We start from the raw sequence: 13,618 nt of genomic DNA on the forward strand, positions 1-13,618 counted from the left end.
TCTTGGTATGAGTTCTGAACGCCAACCGTCCTTTCTTGGTCGACGCCGGAACCCTTCAGGCCATCGCGCGGCATGCGCCGCGGTGGGGTCAGCGCTTGAAGGCGTCGCCGAGACTGTCGCCTGCCTTCTTGATGTTCCCGGCGATTTGGTCGCTCCGCCCCTCGCGGTGCATGCGCGGGTTTCCGGTGGCGCGGCCGAGCATTCGCTTGACGGCGCCCATGGTGGCTTGGGTTTGGTGTGACAGTCGTTCGCTGAGACTCATCGCGGCCTTCCTTGGTGTCCACCGAGACGTGGACGTACCTCCAGTGAACGCCGCACACGAGAGGCTGTCAACAGTGTAGGTATACATCGATCGAGCATGAGCACGTATCCGGACTCGCCAAGCCGTGCTCGATGAGACCGTTTGCCCCGCAATAGTTTTACTGCCTCCCGAGCGCGGCCAACCGATAGTATCTATGTCAGCCACCGGCGCTGTTGGCCGTTGGTCTGGGTCGGCGGGTCGGTGCGGGCTGGACGCCGGGTGAGTGGGCACCTGCCGATGGCTGGTCGCGTTGGCTGGATCTTCTCGCCGGAGGTACGAATCAGGTCCGATCCCGGTGATCCCGGGGGAGGCCGTCCATGGCTAACGGCACCGATGTGATCGACCTGCTGATGTCTCAGTCAGTCGGCTCCATGAAGAACAGGCGGCCGAGCATGCATTGGCTGTCCTCCATGAAATGGGCGTAGAGCACCCGGAATTCGATCTCCTCGCGGTACCGCCATTGGCGGTCTTCGACAGCATTCGCGACGCTATCCGTGATTGGCGGCATCAGAGCAACACGGCCTGTTCGAGGCAGAAAGCCCGAGCTACGACGCGTGGAAAGCGGCTCCGGAGGGGACATCGAGGACGTGTGCGGCGTTCCAAGCGCGATCGATCAGGCCGAGTACGTCGATGCGAGAGGACTCGACCAGATCCGGTCGGCTGAGCAGAGTATTCGCCTGGGCGGCAACCTGTGCGGCAAGGAACATGCCGAGCAGGCCGAACCGAGTCATTATCCAGCCCAGCGTATTTCGGCCTTCCGCCTTGACGACGACATCGACGGCCCGGATAGGTTGGTGCTGGACGACCAGGACGCAGGGCCGATCGGGTACCAGTGTGATCCGAGTGCTGACGTGGACCGCGGCGATGAGGCGTGCGGTGAGCTCGCCGAGGCGGATGTCGAGCCACAGCAGCATCGGGACGCGCACACCGAATTGGCAGTGATCGGTTTCGTGTGGGTCGATTCTCGCGAGATCGGTTCGCGTCACGATCTGTGCGGACAGGAGTCCGCCCGGGCCGATGGTGATCGGTCCGACATCGCTGTGGTCCTGCAGGATTCGGGTGAGGATGGCACCGATTCGCTCTGGGCTCGCGGCCGCTCGCAGGAGCGCATCGGCGAACTCGACGGGCGAGACGGCGCTCGGTTCCGGGTCTTCCATCGGGACTGCTCCTGATGCGGACATGGGCAACTCCATCTCGACCGGTGGCGCACCGGTGGACTGGATCACGGCCGACTCGATGCGTTTCTCTTCGGGCGTATACCCGGCGGCGATCGATCTATCCGCGCGACGGCCACCCCGTTGTGCGGATCGCCCGACCGCGCTGCCGCCATCACGGAGAACGAAACGCTATCTCGCTATCCCCGATACTCGTCTCAGTTGGTCAGGGTCTGAGTGATTCGCCACATGCGGCGCGGCAGCTCGCCTTCGTCGAACGATCGGATGTCGCGTAAGCGCCAGCCCTCGGCGAGCTGGACGACGAGATGGCGATAGAAGAAGTGCACCGCACAGCCGTGGTGCTCGAAAATGTCGTCCCCGTGGGCGATTCCGACTCCGTAGTGTGGATCGCCGGTATGGCGCACGGTGTAGACGAAGGTGCTGCCCGGACGTAGGACGCGACGGATCTCGTTGACCAGCGCATGGATTTCGCTGGTGGACAACGCCATACACAGCAGCATGTGCGCGAATACCGCATCCACGGACTCGTCCGCCACCGGCAGCGGTGTCCGTGCGTCGAGCATCGTTGTGCGGCATAGAGTGTCGGCGCTGATGGTTAGGACGATTCTTGTTTTTCCAGGCTGACAGCGGCGGTGAGCTCCTCGCGGTGCCGGTTCAGTTCGGGGTGATCGGTGCTGAGTACGCCCATGAAGTCGGCGAGGGCGTGGGCGATGGCGTTGAGTTTCTGCTGCACGGCCTTGTCTGCGTGGGATTGAGTGTTCGGCAGCATCGCGACGTGGCGGAAGGTGATGATCGCGATGGCCGTGGCGAAGCGATCGAAGATTGCCAATCTGGCCCGCCCGTCCGACGTTGTCGTGAAGCCGCGGTCGGATCGTGGTGCGGTGGTGTGCATTTGACAGTCCTCCTCGCACAAGTTCGGCGGCTCGGGCCCGGTACACGCAGCGTCCGGGCGTCGATCCGCTGATCCTTCAAGTACACGCCGTCTCGAACCTGGTCTCAACAATGCAGATCTACATTGGCAAACGGATTGGCGGGTATTTGGTTTCGGTGCCGCAGTGACCGTCGAACGGGCGAGATCACGATCGCCGCCCCAGTGACTGCCATCCAGGTCGGCAGTGGATAGAACACCAGGCGTTCGGTGATTCCGACCTGCAGTCCGATGGTCAGCAGGACCGTGCCGGTGATCCCGGTCGATGCGCACAATGCCGACCACACCGCGGCGAGGCGGCGTTGTTTCCACAGCCAGACGGCCAGCAGAATCAGCACGATATGCCGGGACACGAGGGCAGGCAAGACAGCCAGCCCGTGCACGACGATGCCGTCGTTGGAGGGGAAGACGCCGGTGGCGGCGGTGCTGAGCCCGATGATCACGGCGAGTGCGAGGACCGACCACCCGCGGGTGCCGCGGGGAAGGAAGTCGCGGAATCCGAGGGCTCCGAGGATGGTCAGCAGGCCGAGCGCGACGAAGGTCGCGTTCATGAGCAGGTGCAGTGGCGAGCAGAGGTTCGGTGTGCAGGTGGTGATGCCGAGGTCGCTGATCGTGTCGTGGCGGAAGCTGTAACCGGTCCTCCACGCGGTGGCCGTGAGGAGTTCGGCGACCAGATAGGCGAATACCAGGGTCCATGCGCCTCCGGCGGCGAGATGTCGAAGATTGCTGTCCACAAATGCTGTTGTGGGAGTGGCGATGTGGTGTTGCGCCGGGTCCGATCGCTGCTCGGTTCGTTCGGCGGTGTGGTTGATCGTGTGCACAGGATGCGGCTTCGTACTCGTTGCCGGGATGGTCGGATGGGCCACTTGTAATTAGTGTAGACCTACGGTGTTGACGTCAGGCGCGGAATGGCGTCTACTGAAGAGCACAACCATCCGGGCGAAGAGGCTCGGGATCGTCGTCAACTTGATCGATGTGCCCAGATCCCGTACGGCACTGCGATGTCCGGGCTGGTCGGCCGCCATCGATCTCTTCTGGATCCGAGGCACCGATGAACAATCGGTCGACACGTCCCTCGCCCGTCAGGGCGCCCCGTTCGCGTGGCACCGACAGCTACGACAATCTCGAACCGTTGCTCGCCCGGCTCGCGGTGCTGGATGCCGTGGATCCGCGCCGAAAACCCTTGCGCGACGAGCTGATCACCCGATGCCTGCCGCTGGCCGAGAACATCGCGCGTAAGTACGTCGGTCGGGGTGAGAACTTCGAGGATCTGCTGCAGACCGCCCGAGTGGGAATGATGCTCGCGATCGACCGCTTCGACCCGCAATACGGCACACCGTTCCTGTCCTTCGCGATACCGACGATCATGGGCGAGGTGCGCCGCCATTTCCGTGACTACACCTGGGCGGTGCGAGTGCCGCGGCGGCTCAAGGAAATTCAGCTCGGTATGGGTTCCGCGATCGAAGTGCTGTTTCAGCGCTTGGGTCGGATGCCGACGGCCGGTGAGATCGCCGCGGAACTCGATGTCGATCCGGTCGAGGTCACCCAGGCCCTCATCGCCGGCAACGGTTACCGGAGCCTCTCGATCGAGGCGTGTTTCACCAGCGACGACTACGAGTCGACGGCGATGCTGGACCTGCTCGGGGCAGAGCAATCGGAGTTCGGCACGGTGGAGGACCGCATGGCGGTCAAGCCATTGATCGAGGCGTTGCCCGAGCGCGACCGCCAAGTGCTGAGCATGCGGTTCTTCGACTCCCAGTCGCAGGTCCGGATCGCCGAATCTGTCGGCGTCTCGCAGATGCAGGTCTCACGTATCCTGTCCCGAACGCTGAACGCGTTGCACGAACAGGCATTACGCGACTGAACAACCAACCCCAGGTGACAGCCTTTGGGCCGTACATGTTCCGAGCGGGTGACCGCCCGCAGGTGGCTACCCGCTCGAACCGATGCCAGTGCCGTCAGATCACTTGCGGAAGGCGTCCTCGACCTTCTCGCCCGAGTCTTTGAGGTTGGCCTTGCCCGGCTCGGTTGAATCCGGGCCGGTCCCTCACCGTGAATAGCCCGAACCGTCCACGCGAAACAGGGGGTGGTCTCCGGAATCCGAGTGGGACACGGATCACTGCGGCGGCCGGATTCACCGCCTGCGCAGCTGATTTCGGCATTCGGCTGCACATGGAATCGGCGAGGCTACGGTGCGGCAATATGCTGTAGGTCTACGGTGTTGACAACCACTCTTCGGGTGGCGTCTACTGATAGAAGCGACAGACCGCGCACAGGCTTCGACGATGAGCGCACACCACAACCCGTCCCACCTACTTCAACTGCACCAGCGGCGCGCCGATGCGGCGGACGATGAACCCGGCACTGGCGCCGGGCAGGGGACCGACGAACCTGCCCTCGAACCGCGGATGCGGCGTGGGCCAACAGTTCGATCGCACCCACGTGGCGATCAACGTCGATAACCGCGCTCCCATCGGCCCTTCCGTCCATCGCCGCGTGACATGTCACGTATTCCGAAAATTAGGTTTCACATCATGATCATTGTCGGAGTCGTCGTTCTCATCATTGGACTGGTGCTCGCTTGAAATCCGCACCAGCACTACATCATTGAACTTTCGGAGCTAGAAAATGAGAACATACGCGAACGAGGGCCGGAGGATGCGCGGCGGTAGTCGCTCGACCACGGGTATAGCCGGGATCCTCACACTGCTGCTGTTCGTGTGGCTGATCATCGGCGCCGTCGCCGCCGGGCCGCTCAACTATCTCGGCATGAACCCGAAGATCGCTGAATGCCACGTCGATGTGCCGCAACCCAGCACGTAATTCCGAGACGGTGTGCGCGTCCGTGCCCGCGACTCATACCGCTCGAGTCCACACGGGCCCGGCGCAGCCTCGCCATTCACACAATCCCGACACATCTGGAACGCCCTGATGAGTTCACCGCGAACAATTGACGCGACCCTGCCCTCGACCTCACAACGACCCCTGACCGATGACGCGATGAGCCTGCCGCAGGTTGCTTCCCGCGGCGAATGGCTCGTCGGCCGCGAGGAAGTGCTGGCCCAGGACAGAGCCGCCGTTCGCGCCCGGCTCGCGGTCGGGACACGGCGGCAGCGGCTGCCGATGATCAAGCTGGACAAGGGATATGAGTTCGAGGGACCGGATGGCAGGTCGACCTTGTCGGATCTGTTCCTCGGCATGCGCCGCCTCCTGGTCTGCCACTTCCTGCTCGGTCCGGACGGCGAGCCGGAGTGCACGAGCTGCCGCGCTGCGGCCGAAGAGGTTTCCGCCGATCTGCTCACGCGTTTACGGGGCCGTGAGACCTCGTTCGTCGCGGTCTCGCATGCGCCGCTGGCGGCTATCGAGAAGTACAAGGAGCGCCGAGGCTGGGGGTTTCCCTGGTATTCCTGCTTCAGCAGCGACTTCAACTACGACTTCCACACCGCGCGCGACGACAGCTACCGCGGCAGTATGGCATCGGGCCCGAGTGTCTTCCATCGTGAGGGCGCTCGCCTGTTCCATGGCTACTCCATGTTCGCTCTCCGCTCCGAAACGCTTGGTAATTGGTGCTATTGGCTCGACTTGACCGCGCGCGGCGGGTAAGTGCCTATCGTTCGTCCAGGGAGGGCAGCACCGTTTCGCGGATTATCAGCAATAGCGCGGCGGCGACCGGGATGGCGAGCAGCGCTCCGACAATGCCGAGCAGCGCGGCGCCGATCAGGACCGATACGACGGTCACTATCGCGGGAACCTGCACGGTTCGGCCGATGATGCGGGGTACGAGCAGGTAGTCCTCGACCAAGCGCAACGCGATGAAGAAGCTGACCGTGGCGACGGTGATCGGCAGGGACACGGTCAGCGCGACCAGCGCGACGATGATCCCGGCGATGCTGGAGCCCACCACGGGGAGCAGGTCCAGGATGGCGACCAGAACGGCGAGCAGCAGCGGGTAGGGCACACCGAAGATCGACAGCCAGACGAAGGTCAGGACCGCGGTGATGACGGAGATGACCAGGTTCCCCAGGATGTAGCCGCCCACTTTGACGAAGATCTCATCGCCGATCAGGATCGCGCGCGGCCGCCGCGAGCGCGGGAACAGCCGATAGAAATAGGTCCGGACCTGCGGGAAGTTGGCCATGAAATAGCAGGTCAGTACCGCGACTATCACCGTGTCGCTGACAATGCTGAACACCAGGCGACCTGCGCCCAGGACACCACCGATCAGGCCCGCGGGATCGGATCCGAGGCCCTGTTGGAGCCGGTCCTGCAGATGGAACCGGGTGTTGAGCATGCCGATGAGCGGATATCGCTGCGAAAGGTGGCTGACGTAGTCCGGAGCGTTGTGGACCAGGGCACCACCCTGTGTCACCAGCGGGGGGATCGCGGCCGCGAGAAACCCGGCGAACAGGCCCATGGCCACCACGGCCACGGCCGTCACCGCGGCCCATCGCGGAAACCACGGCCGAACCAGCCACGACACAGCGGGTTCCAGGCCGATCGCCAGAAACAACGCGATGGTGATCAGCACCAGCACCTGCCCGACCGCGAGCACCGCCTGAATCGCGCCGAACGTCACCGCCACCCCGGCCGCACCGGCCATGCCGATCATGAACGGCGAGCGCCGATCGAAACGCGCCCCCGGCTTACCGAGCGGATTCTCCAGCGTGCTGGCCCGCGCCGCCGCGGCCTCCGCGGCGATCATCTGCCCGCCCTCGTCCGCGGTGTGCGGTTGCGCGACCGCGCCACTGTGGCCGGCCTCCGCCGCGTCGACCGCATGCCGGTCGATCGGTTCGTGTGCACGGTCCCCAATCATGGTGTGCCTCCGTTGTGACGATCCGGACCACACGATGCGGACGGGGCGATGGAATCTACCGGTGATCTTCGAAAATGCTTTTGGCTTGGTTCATTTCGATGCCGCTGCCCTCGGTGAGATCGATGATGCGGTCGGGCCGTGTGCCTGCTCCGCGTCGCGATGCTTGGCCCGCTTGGCATCGATCACCAGCCGCCCCAGCACAACCAGCGTGAGGAGGCCGACAATCGCGCCCCATAGCAACAACAGGCTGGCATTGTCGGCGACGTGATAGCGCGCGACGGTGAAGTCGCCGGTCAATGCGTGCGGGTCACCGTCGGTGGAGAAGACTGCCGCAAGCCCCGCGATGACGGCGGCGGCAAGGACCAATAGACCTACAACGGTGATCATGAAGAACCTCTAGTGGTGCAGATTGCTGACTTCAGTACACGCTTCCGCCAACTCCATGTCAACGGTGTAGGTCTACGCCTGCTTATTCTTCGCTGGGTCCGTAGGGCGATCGCGACTTCCAGCCGTGCGGGAACGGGGTGCATCCCACATCGAACGGACCGCTCCGGGTGAATAAGCTCGACGTGTGAGGCCAGAGCAGTCATCGGAGCGGTATGCCGTTGTTGCCCTCGCCTCCTCGACTGGCGTCATCCGACGATCCTCGACCAGATCCTCGCCCGCGCCACAGGTCTGGCTGTCAAGTTGGCTGAGAACGACGATCACGTCGAGGCGGGCACCGTTTACCTGGCACCACCCGACCGGCACATCCTCATCGGACCAAGGGGCCACCTCAGACTGTCGGCCAGCGAGCGTGTGCGCTTCGTGCGCCCGTCAGCCGATCTGCTGTTCGAACCGGTCGCCGAGGTTTACGGTCCGCGAGCGATCGTCTGTGTGCTGACCGGCACCGGTAGCGACGGCGCTAAGGGAGTGGACGCGGTGAGCGCGCGCGGCGGCATCATCATCGCGCAGGATCCCGGGACCGCGAGAAATTCGCCGGCATGCCCCGAGCGGCGGTAGCCACAGGAGCTGTCGACTTGGTTCTACCGATTGCGCAGATCGGCCCGGCGATCCGCAGACTCGTCCAGAAGGGCGACGTGCCGTAAGGGTCAGGGTGTCAGTATCGGGCACCGCGGAAGTCCTGTCGTATGGAGCCTCGGCTACGGGAGGCCAAGCCGCGCACGCGAGCCTTGATGGCCTCGGTGATCTGCTCTCGACATCAGCGGGCTTCCTTGGGCACTGGTCTGCGGCTCGGGTTCAATTCGCGGCCACGCCGGCCTGCCGGATCAGATCCAGCACTTCGCTGTAGGTGAGAGTGGCTCTCACAGTGATGGTTTCGGATGACAGGTTCATGTTCACGTCCTCGATGCCGTCGCGACCGCGAAGTCGTTGTTCGACCGCGGAGGCGGCGTCGCGCGTGATATTGGGCAAGGTGATGGTGTACGTCATGTTCGGCGATTGACCCGTCGAACGTAGTTGAAACCGCCGTCCTGACCCCGGTTTCGACACCTCACGACGAGGCATTACCGGTGTGACAGGACTGGCTCGTCGAAGGGGGACCCGGTGTCCACTGCAGGCTTGGTGATTGTTGTTGTGGCGGTGGTGATTTTGGTCGTGGCTGCCGTGCTGGTGTTGCGGCCCAAGTTGCGCAGCCGACGGCTGCGTGACAGGTTCGGGCCCGAATACGACCGGGCCATCAACAAGGCGGACCACCGCCGGTCCGGAGAACGTGAACTGATCACGCGTGAGCACCGGCATGCGGAGCTCGATCTGCGCGATCTGTCCACGGAGCAGAAGCAGCGCTACCGCGTCCAATGGGCCGGAGTGCAAGAAGAATTCGTCGACAATCCAGTCGATGCCATGTCAGCGGCCGATCGGCTGGTGACCACGATCATGGCCGATCGGGGCTACCCCACCGAGAGCTACGACCAGCAGCTCGCCGATCTATCCATCGAACACGCGGCGGCACTCGACCACTATCGCGCTGCCCACTACGTCGCGACGCGTACCAAAGGTGCCGAGGTATCCACCGAAGAGATGCGCGCGGCGATCGTGCACTACCGGAAGTTGTTCCAGGACCTGCTCGACGGTGACATTCCCGACCAGAAAAAGGACGCACTGTCATGAGCATCGAACCCGATCGGACCTACGATCTTCCGAATCACGCAGCGCTCGAGCATTGCGCAGTTCTCCTTGTTCAACAAATTGCTGTGGGCTGAAGCCAAGCCCAGGCTCCGGGGAAGCGCCACACTGGAGGGATAGGCGCCGGGAACACGAGGAGGTCATCGTGAAGTCGGCAGACGATAACGAGCCGTTCGCGCAAAATGGGCCCGACAACATTCCGGTTGCGCCGTCACCTCAGGTCGAGCCACAGCCTCAGCGGTCGCCGACCCGGATCGATCGGACCAGGGCCGGCAGCGTATGGGTGAGTTTGAGTGTTGGTGGCGTTTTCCTGGTGGTGCTGCTGGTATTCGTGGTCCAGAACACGACCAGTGTTCGGCTGGGATTTCTGGGATGGCATTTCGTGCTGCCGGTCGGGGTCTCGATCCTGGTTGCCGCGGTCGCAGGACTACTGGTCATGGCCGTGGCCGGAGGAGTCAGGATCATTCAGCTCCGTCAGAAACTGACCCGCCTGACCCGCCCCCGCAAACTCCACCCGAGTCCACCCATCGGTCATACGAACACGTCTGGGACGTGATTGTTTGTATTGCAGTGTCCGACAACGATATTCAGTGATGAGTGGAAGGGTACGCTTGATTGTGCGCCGGGCCTGACCTGGACCGCGTCGATACGGCTATCCGAAACATCCCGAGCGCACGGTGGTCGAATCAAATCCCGTACATTCGAGGGGATTCCATGTCCGAGGATCTTCGCGGTTCTCACCCAGGTGTCGTGAGCCCGGCGAGGGTCACCGTCGACTCGCAGGCGAAATTGGTCACCCCCTATCTGGTGCGTATAACCGGCACCTATCGTTGTCCACCCGGGACACCTGCCCGTCTGCTGGTGGCGTTTGTTCCGATTCCGGTTGCCGCCGGATTCGCTGGACCGGGCGCGGACAGTGGAACGATCGCGGGAGGCGAGGTCGGGCAGATCGATGCCGATGGGCGCACGCATCCGTTCGTTATCGATCTCGGTCACGCCGCCGACGCCGACGAGGGTGCGGAGCAATACCGGCACGGCGAGGCGTCGCGAGTCGTGGCGAAGCTCTACTACGACGAGTTGGCCGACCGGTTGGACTGGGAACGCTTCATCGCGGACGGCGCGGAGGTTCGAGGTCTGCGGTGGCCTCGACATCAGCCGGTGCTCGCGACCGTCGACGAGATCGTCACGGTCGGTTGAGGATTCGGGGCCGCCTGATCAGACGGGGATGCCGCCGTAGGTTCGGCGCCAGCGTGCCTCGAGGAACGAGAAGACGCCGAAGGCGATCAGTCCCAGGGCGATCAGGATGAGAAGCCAAGGCCCGAAGGCTGTCTGGGCGAACTCGCGCAGCACTCCGTCGACACCCTTGGCATTGGCCGCATCGTAGGTGAGAGCGGCCACCAGGGCGGCGATGCCGATAGCGGCGACGACCACACCCCGGGCGACGTAGCCGATGCGGCCGAGCCACACCACCAGATCCTGGGCGGATCGTGTCATCCAGCCCATGCGCAGGTTCTCGGTGAACTCGATCCGCAGACCGCGCAACGCCAGCGAGATACCGACGGCGACGATGGCGAGGCCGATCAGTACGAGGACCACCCGGCCACCGTCCCAGCTCAGTATCCGGGCAGTCAGGTCATGGGCGGCGGCGTCGCTGGAGTCGGGAGTGCGACCGCGGATCACGAACATGAGGGTGCTGAAAAAGACGATGGTGTAGCCGATTCCGGCGGCCAAGGCGTAGAGGCGATGCCCGTTCGACCGGTGCAGTCGCGCGGCGGCCTGGGTCAGGCGCCACAGGGCGAGCCCGGCGAAGCCGATGACCACGATCCACAGCAGCAGGTAGCCCAGCGGTTTGGTGGCGATCGCTTCCAACGCTCCGGCGCGTTCGGGCTCGTGGCGGGCTATGCCGAAGGCCAGCATGATCCCGAGGACGCCGATCACGATGTAGGCGATTCCCCGTGCGATGAAACCTACCCGCGCCAGAGTCTCCAGCCCGCCCGATCCACCCGTTCTGCGTGTGTTCGAATCATGGTGGCGGCGAGTCCATTTCGACTGTCCACTCCATCGTGACCGTCGCCTGCGGGTGGCATCCGGGGCGTAGCGGTTACGGCGTCGGTATCCGCCTCTGTTTCGTGTGAAGCTCATCGGTCGGCGCCTCTCCCGCTCTGTGGCACGGCGGTTCACGGGCTGGGTTGTGGGATATTGACGTCGCAGTTGGCGATCGAGGGGTGCATGCCGAGGTAGTTCAGCGGGCCGGCGATGATGGTCACCGCGATCGTTCCGGTGCTGGCGCAGTTGTCGGGCAGGTTCTGGTAGTAGTGGCGTTGCCCGCCGGCGATTACGCCGATGAGCAACCACGCGAACAGCAGAACCGTGAAGACGCCGGCCATTCCGGACCGGCTGCCGCCGCGGATTCGGAGGTAGCCGTTTCGGTCTTCGTATGCGTTCATTTCCTGTCTCCGTTGAATCGAGTAGCTCACTGCCGATGGGGGTTTCGGCATCCGCTACTCGAGTCGGTCTCGCCAGCTCGGGTTGGTGCGGATGTGCCTGGAACCGCCGGCATGCTCGTCGAGGTCGCGGGCCGCCGCGGTGTCCTCGGGCCGTCGTCGACCGAGAGCACGCGATAGGGCGGGTTGCCGGATGACGGGTCCGACGCGGTCGAGTACGGCCATTCCGATTGCGCCGATGACGATTCCGGCGAGCAAGGCGATGAAGATGATCATCGAGACTCCTGGCTTGTGTGCTGCCCTGCCCGCGAGGTCCGGTCAGGGGCTGGGTTGGGGTGTATGGCAGCTGTTGACCTTGGGGTTCATGCCGAGGTAGTTCAGCGGTCCGGCAATGGCGGTCACGAAGATGGTTCCCGCGCTGGCGCAGTTCTGTTCGCGGTCGGTGAAGTAGCCGCGTTGACCGGCGGCGATCACGCCGATGATCAACCACACGAGCAACAGCGCCGGGAGTAGACGACGCATCGTGTCATCCTTCGAATCTGGTTGTGGTGGAGGGAGAATCCCGGCGACGCCGACGGTGATCGGCGCCGCCGGGGGTCGGTCAGTAGTAGTGGCGGCGGCCGCCGACGGCGTGCCCGGCTCGGCCCGCGAGCATCAGTACCGCGCCGAGGATCAGCACGATGATTCCGACCGTGGTGAGGAGCGGGATGCCCAGCAGGAATCCGGCGATGAGGAGGATGACTCCGACAATGATCATGGGTAGCAACTGATTTCTGTCATGCGTGAGGTGTCACGCGGGATGGGCTGATTGCCGATGGTGGCGCGGCTATCGACGTCGATCGTCGCGCGGGAGGCCGATCGGCACGCGATCGGCCGGCACGTCGCCAGATGACGGGCCGCGGGTCGTGGGCCGACCGTCCGCTCCCGGCCCGGCGTCGTTGCCGGGTGTGTCGGCTGGGCTGCCGGTGTCGTCGGCGGGCCGGTTGGTGGTCGGCTGTGGTCGCTCGGGGAGGCGGGAGTTGAGCGCAGGGTCTAGGCGGGCAGCCTCGAGCTCGCGGCGTGCACTGATCCCGCGGCGAGCGGTATGGCGGGCGCCGACCAGGAGCATGCCCAGTCCGGCCAGTCCGATGCCGCCGACCACGATCCCGTGCAGGAACAGCCCGCCGGTGGAGCCGGTGACGTGGTAGCCGAAGACGGCGAAGTGGTCGGTCAAGGCGTGGTTGCCGCCGCTGTTGGCGACAACTCCCGCGACGCCGATGAGTACGGCGGCGAGCGAATGACCAGCCCGATGATGACGATCATGGCGATCCTCGGATCTATCTATTGCTTCAAGTACACGCCGACATACACCCGGTGTCAACATCGTAGAGCTATACTAGAGAACTACAGTGATTTTTCCGGCTAACCACAGATCCGACGTGAACTCACCATGAGCACTTATCTGGACTCGCCAAGCCTGCCCTTCCGCCTGCAGTTCCCCGCCGCCGAATCGGAGGCCGTGGCCGCCGCCGCCCGCGCCTGGGTCGCACGCGGGCAGATCTTCACCATCGCACTCACCAACGAGTCAGGTGCGGTCGAAAACCGGTACCTACTGGTGAATTTCGGTGCCATGACCTGTCTGACCGTGCACGACCAGGACCAGCTCGACGACCCCGCTCAGCAACGCGTGACCTACATGGCGTCGCTCAACGAGAGTGGCAACCTCACCGTCGAAACCCACACGCTGTCCGCCCACACCAGCTGACGCGAAACGTATCGGATACCGGATTGTGGTCGGCGGTGTACGCGTGGCCGGACTCACCGGCACGATCCTGCTGACGATCGGCCTACAGG

The 13,618-nt window shown here is 64.0% G+C and carries 22 protein-coding genes; 9 read left to right on the forward strand and 13 right to left on the reverse strand.

The annotated features are described in order from the left end of the window. Positions 1 to 88: 88 nt before the first annotated feature. Positions 89 to 262, reverse strand: a complete 174-nt coding sequence (locus ACAM49_RS01475; RefSeq protein ID WP_369633621.1) for a CsbD family protein — start codon at positions 260 to 262, stop codon at positions 89 to 91. Between the two features lie 533 nt (positions 263 to 795). Here ACAM49_RS01475 and ACAM49_RS01480 point away from each other — a divergent pair. After that, positions 796 to 1,473 carry a hypothetical protein gene (locus tag ACAM49_RS01480; RefSeq protein ID WP_369633622.1) on the forward strand — a complete coding sequence of 226 codons (678 nt, stop codon included), beginning with the start codon at positions 796 to 798 and terminating at the stop codon, positions 1,471 to 1,473. A 200-nt stretch (positions 1,474 to 1,673) separates the two neighbouring features. Here ACAM49_RS01480 and ACAM49_RS01485 read toward each other — a convergent pair whose 3' ends face one another. The 3 genes from ACAM49_RS01485 to ACAM49_RS01495 form a co-directional block, all read right to left on the reverse strand. Beyond that, positions 1,674 to 2,039 (reverse strand): class I SAM-dependent methyltransferase, encoded by a 366-nt coding sequence (locus ACAM49_RS01485; protein WP_369633623.1) that lies wholly within the window; start codon positions 2,037 to 2,039, stop codon positions 1,674 to 1,676. A 32-nt stretch (positions 2,040 to 2,071) separates the two neighbouring features. After that, entirely contained in the window at positions 2,072 to 2,368 is a 297-nt protein-coding gene (locus tag ACAM49_RS01490) for a hypothetical protein (protein WP_369633624.1), read from the reverse strand. A 104-nt stretch (positions 2,369 to 2,472) separates the two neighbouring features. Beyond that, the gene (locus tag ACAM49_RS01495; protein ID WP_369633625.1) at positions 2,473 to 3,138 is read right to left on the reverse strand and encodes a DUF998 domain-containing protein; all 666 of its coding nucleotides are present in this window, start codon (positions 3,136 to 3,138) and stop codon (positions 2,473 to 2,475) included. Positions 3,139 to 3,455: 317 nt separating this feature from the next. On the opposite strand from ACAM49_RS01495, the gene ACAM49_RS01500 reads away from it, so the two are divergent. The 3 genes from ACAM49_RS01500 (at position 3,456) to ACAM49_RS01510 (ending at position 6,007) form a co-directional block, all read left to right on the forward strand. Continuing rightward, positions 3,456 to 4,268: an RNA polymerase sigma factor SigF gene (locus ACAM49_RS01500; RefSeq protein ID WP_369633626.1), complete on the forward strand. Its 813-nt coding sequence runs from the start codon at positions 3,456 to 3,458 to the stop codon at positions 4,266 to 4,268. A 764-nt stretch (positions 4,269 to 5,032) separates the two neighbouring features. Next, positions 5,033 to 5,227, forward strand: coding sequence for a hypothetical protein (locus tag ACAM49_RS01505; protein ID WP_369633677.1), 195 nt, complete (start codon positions 5,033 to 5,035; stop codon positions 5,225 to 5,227). A 177-nt stretch (positions 5,228 to 5,404) separates the two neighbouring features. Further along, a complete protein-coding gene (locus tag ACAM49_RS01510; protein WP_369633627.1) occupies positions 5,405 to 6,007 on the forward strand; it encodes a DUF899 family protein in 603 nt (200 codons plus the stop codon). Between the two features lie 4 nt (positions 6,008 to 6,011). Here the strand turns inward: ACAM49_RS01510 and ACAM49_RS01515 are convergent, their stop codons facing one another. Next, positions 6,012 to 7,217 (reverse strand): AI-2E family transporter, encoded by a 1,206-nt coding sequence (locus ACAM49_RS01515; RefSeq protein WP_369633628.1) that lies wholly within the window; start codon positions 7,215 to 7,217, stop codon positions 6,012 to 6,014. Between the two features lie 90 nt (positions 7,218 to 7,307). Beyond that, entirely contained in the window at positions 7,308 to 7,604 is a 297-nt protein-coding gene (locus tag ACAM49_RS01520) for a hypothetical protein (protein WP_369633629.1), read from the reverse strand. A 255-nt stretch (positions 7,605 to 7,859) separates the two neighbouring features. Here ACAM49_RS01520 and ACAM49_RS01525 point away from each other — a divergent pair, with 255 nt between their 5' ends. Beyond that, the gene (locus ACAM49_RS01525; RefSeq protein WP_369633674.1) at positions 7,860 to 8,219 is read left to right on the forward strand and encodes a chemotaxis protein CheB; all 360 of its coding nucleotides are present in this window, start codon (positions 7,860 to 7,862) and stop codon (positions 8,217 to 8,219) included. A 237-nt stretch (positions 8,220 to 8,456) separates the two neighbouring features. Here ACAM49_RS01525 and ACAM49_RS01530 read toward each other — a convergent pair whose 3' ends face one another. Further along, complete coding sequence (locus tag ACAM49_RS01530; protein WP_369633630.1) at positions 8,457 to 8,648, reverse strand: heavy-metal-associated domain-containing protein; 192 nt, start codon at positions 8,646 to 8,648, stop codon at positions 8,457 to 8,459. 114 nt (positions 8,649 to 8,762) lie between these two features. On the opposite strand from ACAM49_RS01530, the gene ACAM49_RS01535 reads away from it, so the two are divergent. The 3 genes from ACAM49_RS01535 to ACAM49_RS01545 all read left to right on the forward strand — a co-directional run bounded on the left by ACAM49_RS01535 (position 8,763) and on the right by ACAM49_RS01545 (position 10,538). Next, on the forward strand, positions 8,763 to 9,326 hold the full coding sequence (locus ACAM49_RS01535; protein WP_369633631.1) for a hypothetical protein: 564 nt from the start codon (positions 8,763 to 8,765) through the stop codon (positions 9,324 to 9,326). Positions 9,327 to 9,486: 160 nt separating this feature from the next. Beyond that, the gene (locus ACAM49_RS01540) at positions 9,487 to 9,897 is read left to right on the forward strand and encodes a lipopolysaccharide assembly LapA domain-containing protein (protein WP_369633632.1); all 411 of its coding nucleotides are present in this window, start codon (positions 9,487 to 9,489) and stop codon (positions 9,895 to 9,897) included. 194 nt (positions 9,898 to 10,091) lie between these two features. Next, a complete protein-coding gene (locus ACAM49_RS01545; RefSeq protein WP_369633633.1) occupies positions 10,092 to 10,538 on the forward strand; it encodes a hypothetical protein in 447 nt (148 codons plus the stop codon). A gap of 18 nt (positions 10,539 to 10,556) precedes the next feature. Here the strand turns inward: ACAM49_RS01545 and ACAM49_RS01550 are convergent, their stop codons facing one another. The 6 genes from ACAM49_RS01550 to ACAM49_RS01575 form a co-directional block, all read right to left on the reverse strand. Beyond that, positions 10,557 to 11,330, reverse strand: coding sequence for a DUF1206 domain-containing protein (locus tag ACAM49_RS01550; RefSeq protein ID WP_369633675.1), 774 nt, complete (start codon positions 11,328 to 11,330; stop codon positions 10,557 to 10,559). A 188-nt stretch (positions 11,331 to 11,518) separates the two neighbouring features. Further along, positions 11,519 to 11,728, reverse strand: coding sequence for a hypothetical protein (locus ACAM49_RS01555; RefSeq protein WP_369633676.1), 210 nt, complete (start codon positions 11,726 to 11,728; stop codon positions 11,519 to 11,521). Between the two features lie 114 nt (positions 11,729 to 11,842). Then, on the reverse strand, positions 11,843 to 12,061 hold the full coding sequence (locus ACAM49_RS01560; protein ID WP_369633634.1) for a hypothetical protein: 219 nt from the start codon (positions 12,059 to 12,061) through the stop codon (positions 11,843 to 11,845). A gap of 42 nt (positions 12,062 to 12,103) precedes the next feature. Beyond that, positions 12,104 to 12,307: a hypothetical protein gene (locus ACAM49_RS01565; RefSeq protein ID WP_369633635.1), complete on the reverse strand. Its 204-nt coding sequence runs from the start codon at positions 12,305 to 12,307 to the stop codon at positions 12,104 to 12,106. A gap of 79 nt (positions 12,308 to 12,386) precedes the next feature. After that, on the reverse strand, positions 12,387 to 12,542 hold the full coding sequence (locus tag ACAM49_RS01570) for a DUF6131 family protein (RefSeq protein WP_369633636.1): 156 nt from the start codon (positions 12,540 to 12,542) through the stop codon (positions 12,387 to 12,389). A 69-nt stretch (positions 12,543 to 12,611) separates the two neighbouring features. Then, entirely contained in the window at positions 12,612 to 12,998 is a 387-nt protein-coding gene (locus tag ACAM49_RS01575; protein ID WP_369633637.1) for a hypothetical protein, read from the reverse strand. Positions 12,999 to 13,214: 216 nt separating this feature from the next. Between ACAM49_RS01575 and ACAM49_RS01580 the strand changes: the two genes are divergently transcribed. Further along, positions 13,215 to 13,529: a hypothetical protein gene (locus tag ACAM49_RS01580; protein ID WP_369633638.1), complete on the forward strand. Its 315-nt coding sequence runs from the start codon at positions 13,215 to 13,217 to the stop codon at positions 13,527 to 13,529. Positions 13,530 to 13,618: the final 89 nt, after the last annotated feature.

Source organism: Nocardia sp. JMUB6875, from assembly GCF_041154655.1.
Taxonomy (GTDB): domain Bacteria; phylum Actinomycetota; class Actinomycetes; order Mycobacteriales; family Mycobacteriaceae; genus Nocardia.

Coding starts and splice junctions, on each gene's coding strand:
- ACAM49_RS01475 (WP_369633621.1), bottom strand. CDS start 262: ATGAGTCTCAGCGAACGACTGTCACACCAAACCCAAGCCACCATGGGC.
- ACAM49_RS01485 (WP_369633623.1), bottom strand. CDS start 2,039: ATGCTCGACGCACGGACACCGCTGCCGGTGGCGGACGAGTCCGTGGAT.
- ACAM49_RS01490 (WP_369633624.1), bottom strand. CDS start 2,368: ATGCACACCACCGCACCACGATCCGACCGCGGCTTCACGACAACGTCG.
- ACAM49_RS01500 (WP_369633626.1), top strand. CDS start 3,456: ATGAACAATCGGTCGACACGTCCCTCGCCCGTCAGGGCGCCCCGTTCG.
- ACAM49_RS01505 (WP_369633677.1), top strand. CDS start 5,033: ATGAGAACATACGCGAACGAGGGCCGGAGGATGCGCGGCGGTAGTCGC.
- ACAM49_RS01510 (WP_369633627.1), top strand. CDS start 5,405: ATGAGCCTGCCGCAGGTTGCTTCCCGCGGCGAATGGCTCGTCGGCCGC.
- ACAM49_RS01515 (WP_369633628.1), bottom strand. CDS start 7,217: ATGATTGGGGACCGTGCACACGAACCGATCGACCGGCATGCGGTCGAC.
- ACAM49_RS01520 (WP_369633629.1), bottom strand. CDS start 7,604: ATGATCACCGTTGTAGGTCTATTGGTCCTTGCCGCCGCCGTCATCGCG.
- ACAM49_RS01530 (WP_369633630.1), bottom strand. CDS start 8,648: ATGACGTACACCATCACCTTGCCCAATATCACGCGCGACGCCGCCTCC.
- ACAM49_RS01555 (WP_369633676.1), bottom strand. CDS start 11,728: ATGGCCGGCGTCTTCACGGTTCTGCTGTTCGCGTGGTTGCTCATCGGC.
- ACAM49_RS01560 (WP_369633634.1), bottom strand. CDS start 12,061: ATGATCATCTTCATCGCCTTGCTCGCCGGAATCGTCATCGGCGCAATC.
- ACAM49_RS01565 (WP_369633635.1), bottom strand. CDS start 12,307: ATGCGTCGTCTACTCCCGGCGCTGTTGCTCGTGTGGTTGATCATCGGC.
- ACAM49_RS01570 (WP_369633636.1), bottom strand. CDS start 12,542: ATGATCATTGTCGGAGTCATCCTCCTCATCGCCGGATTCCTGCTGGGC.
- ACAM49_RS01580 (WP_369633638.1), top strand. CDS start 13,215: ATGAGCACTTATCTGGACTCGCCAAGCCTGCCCTTCCGCCTGCAGTTC.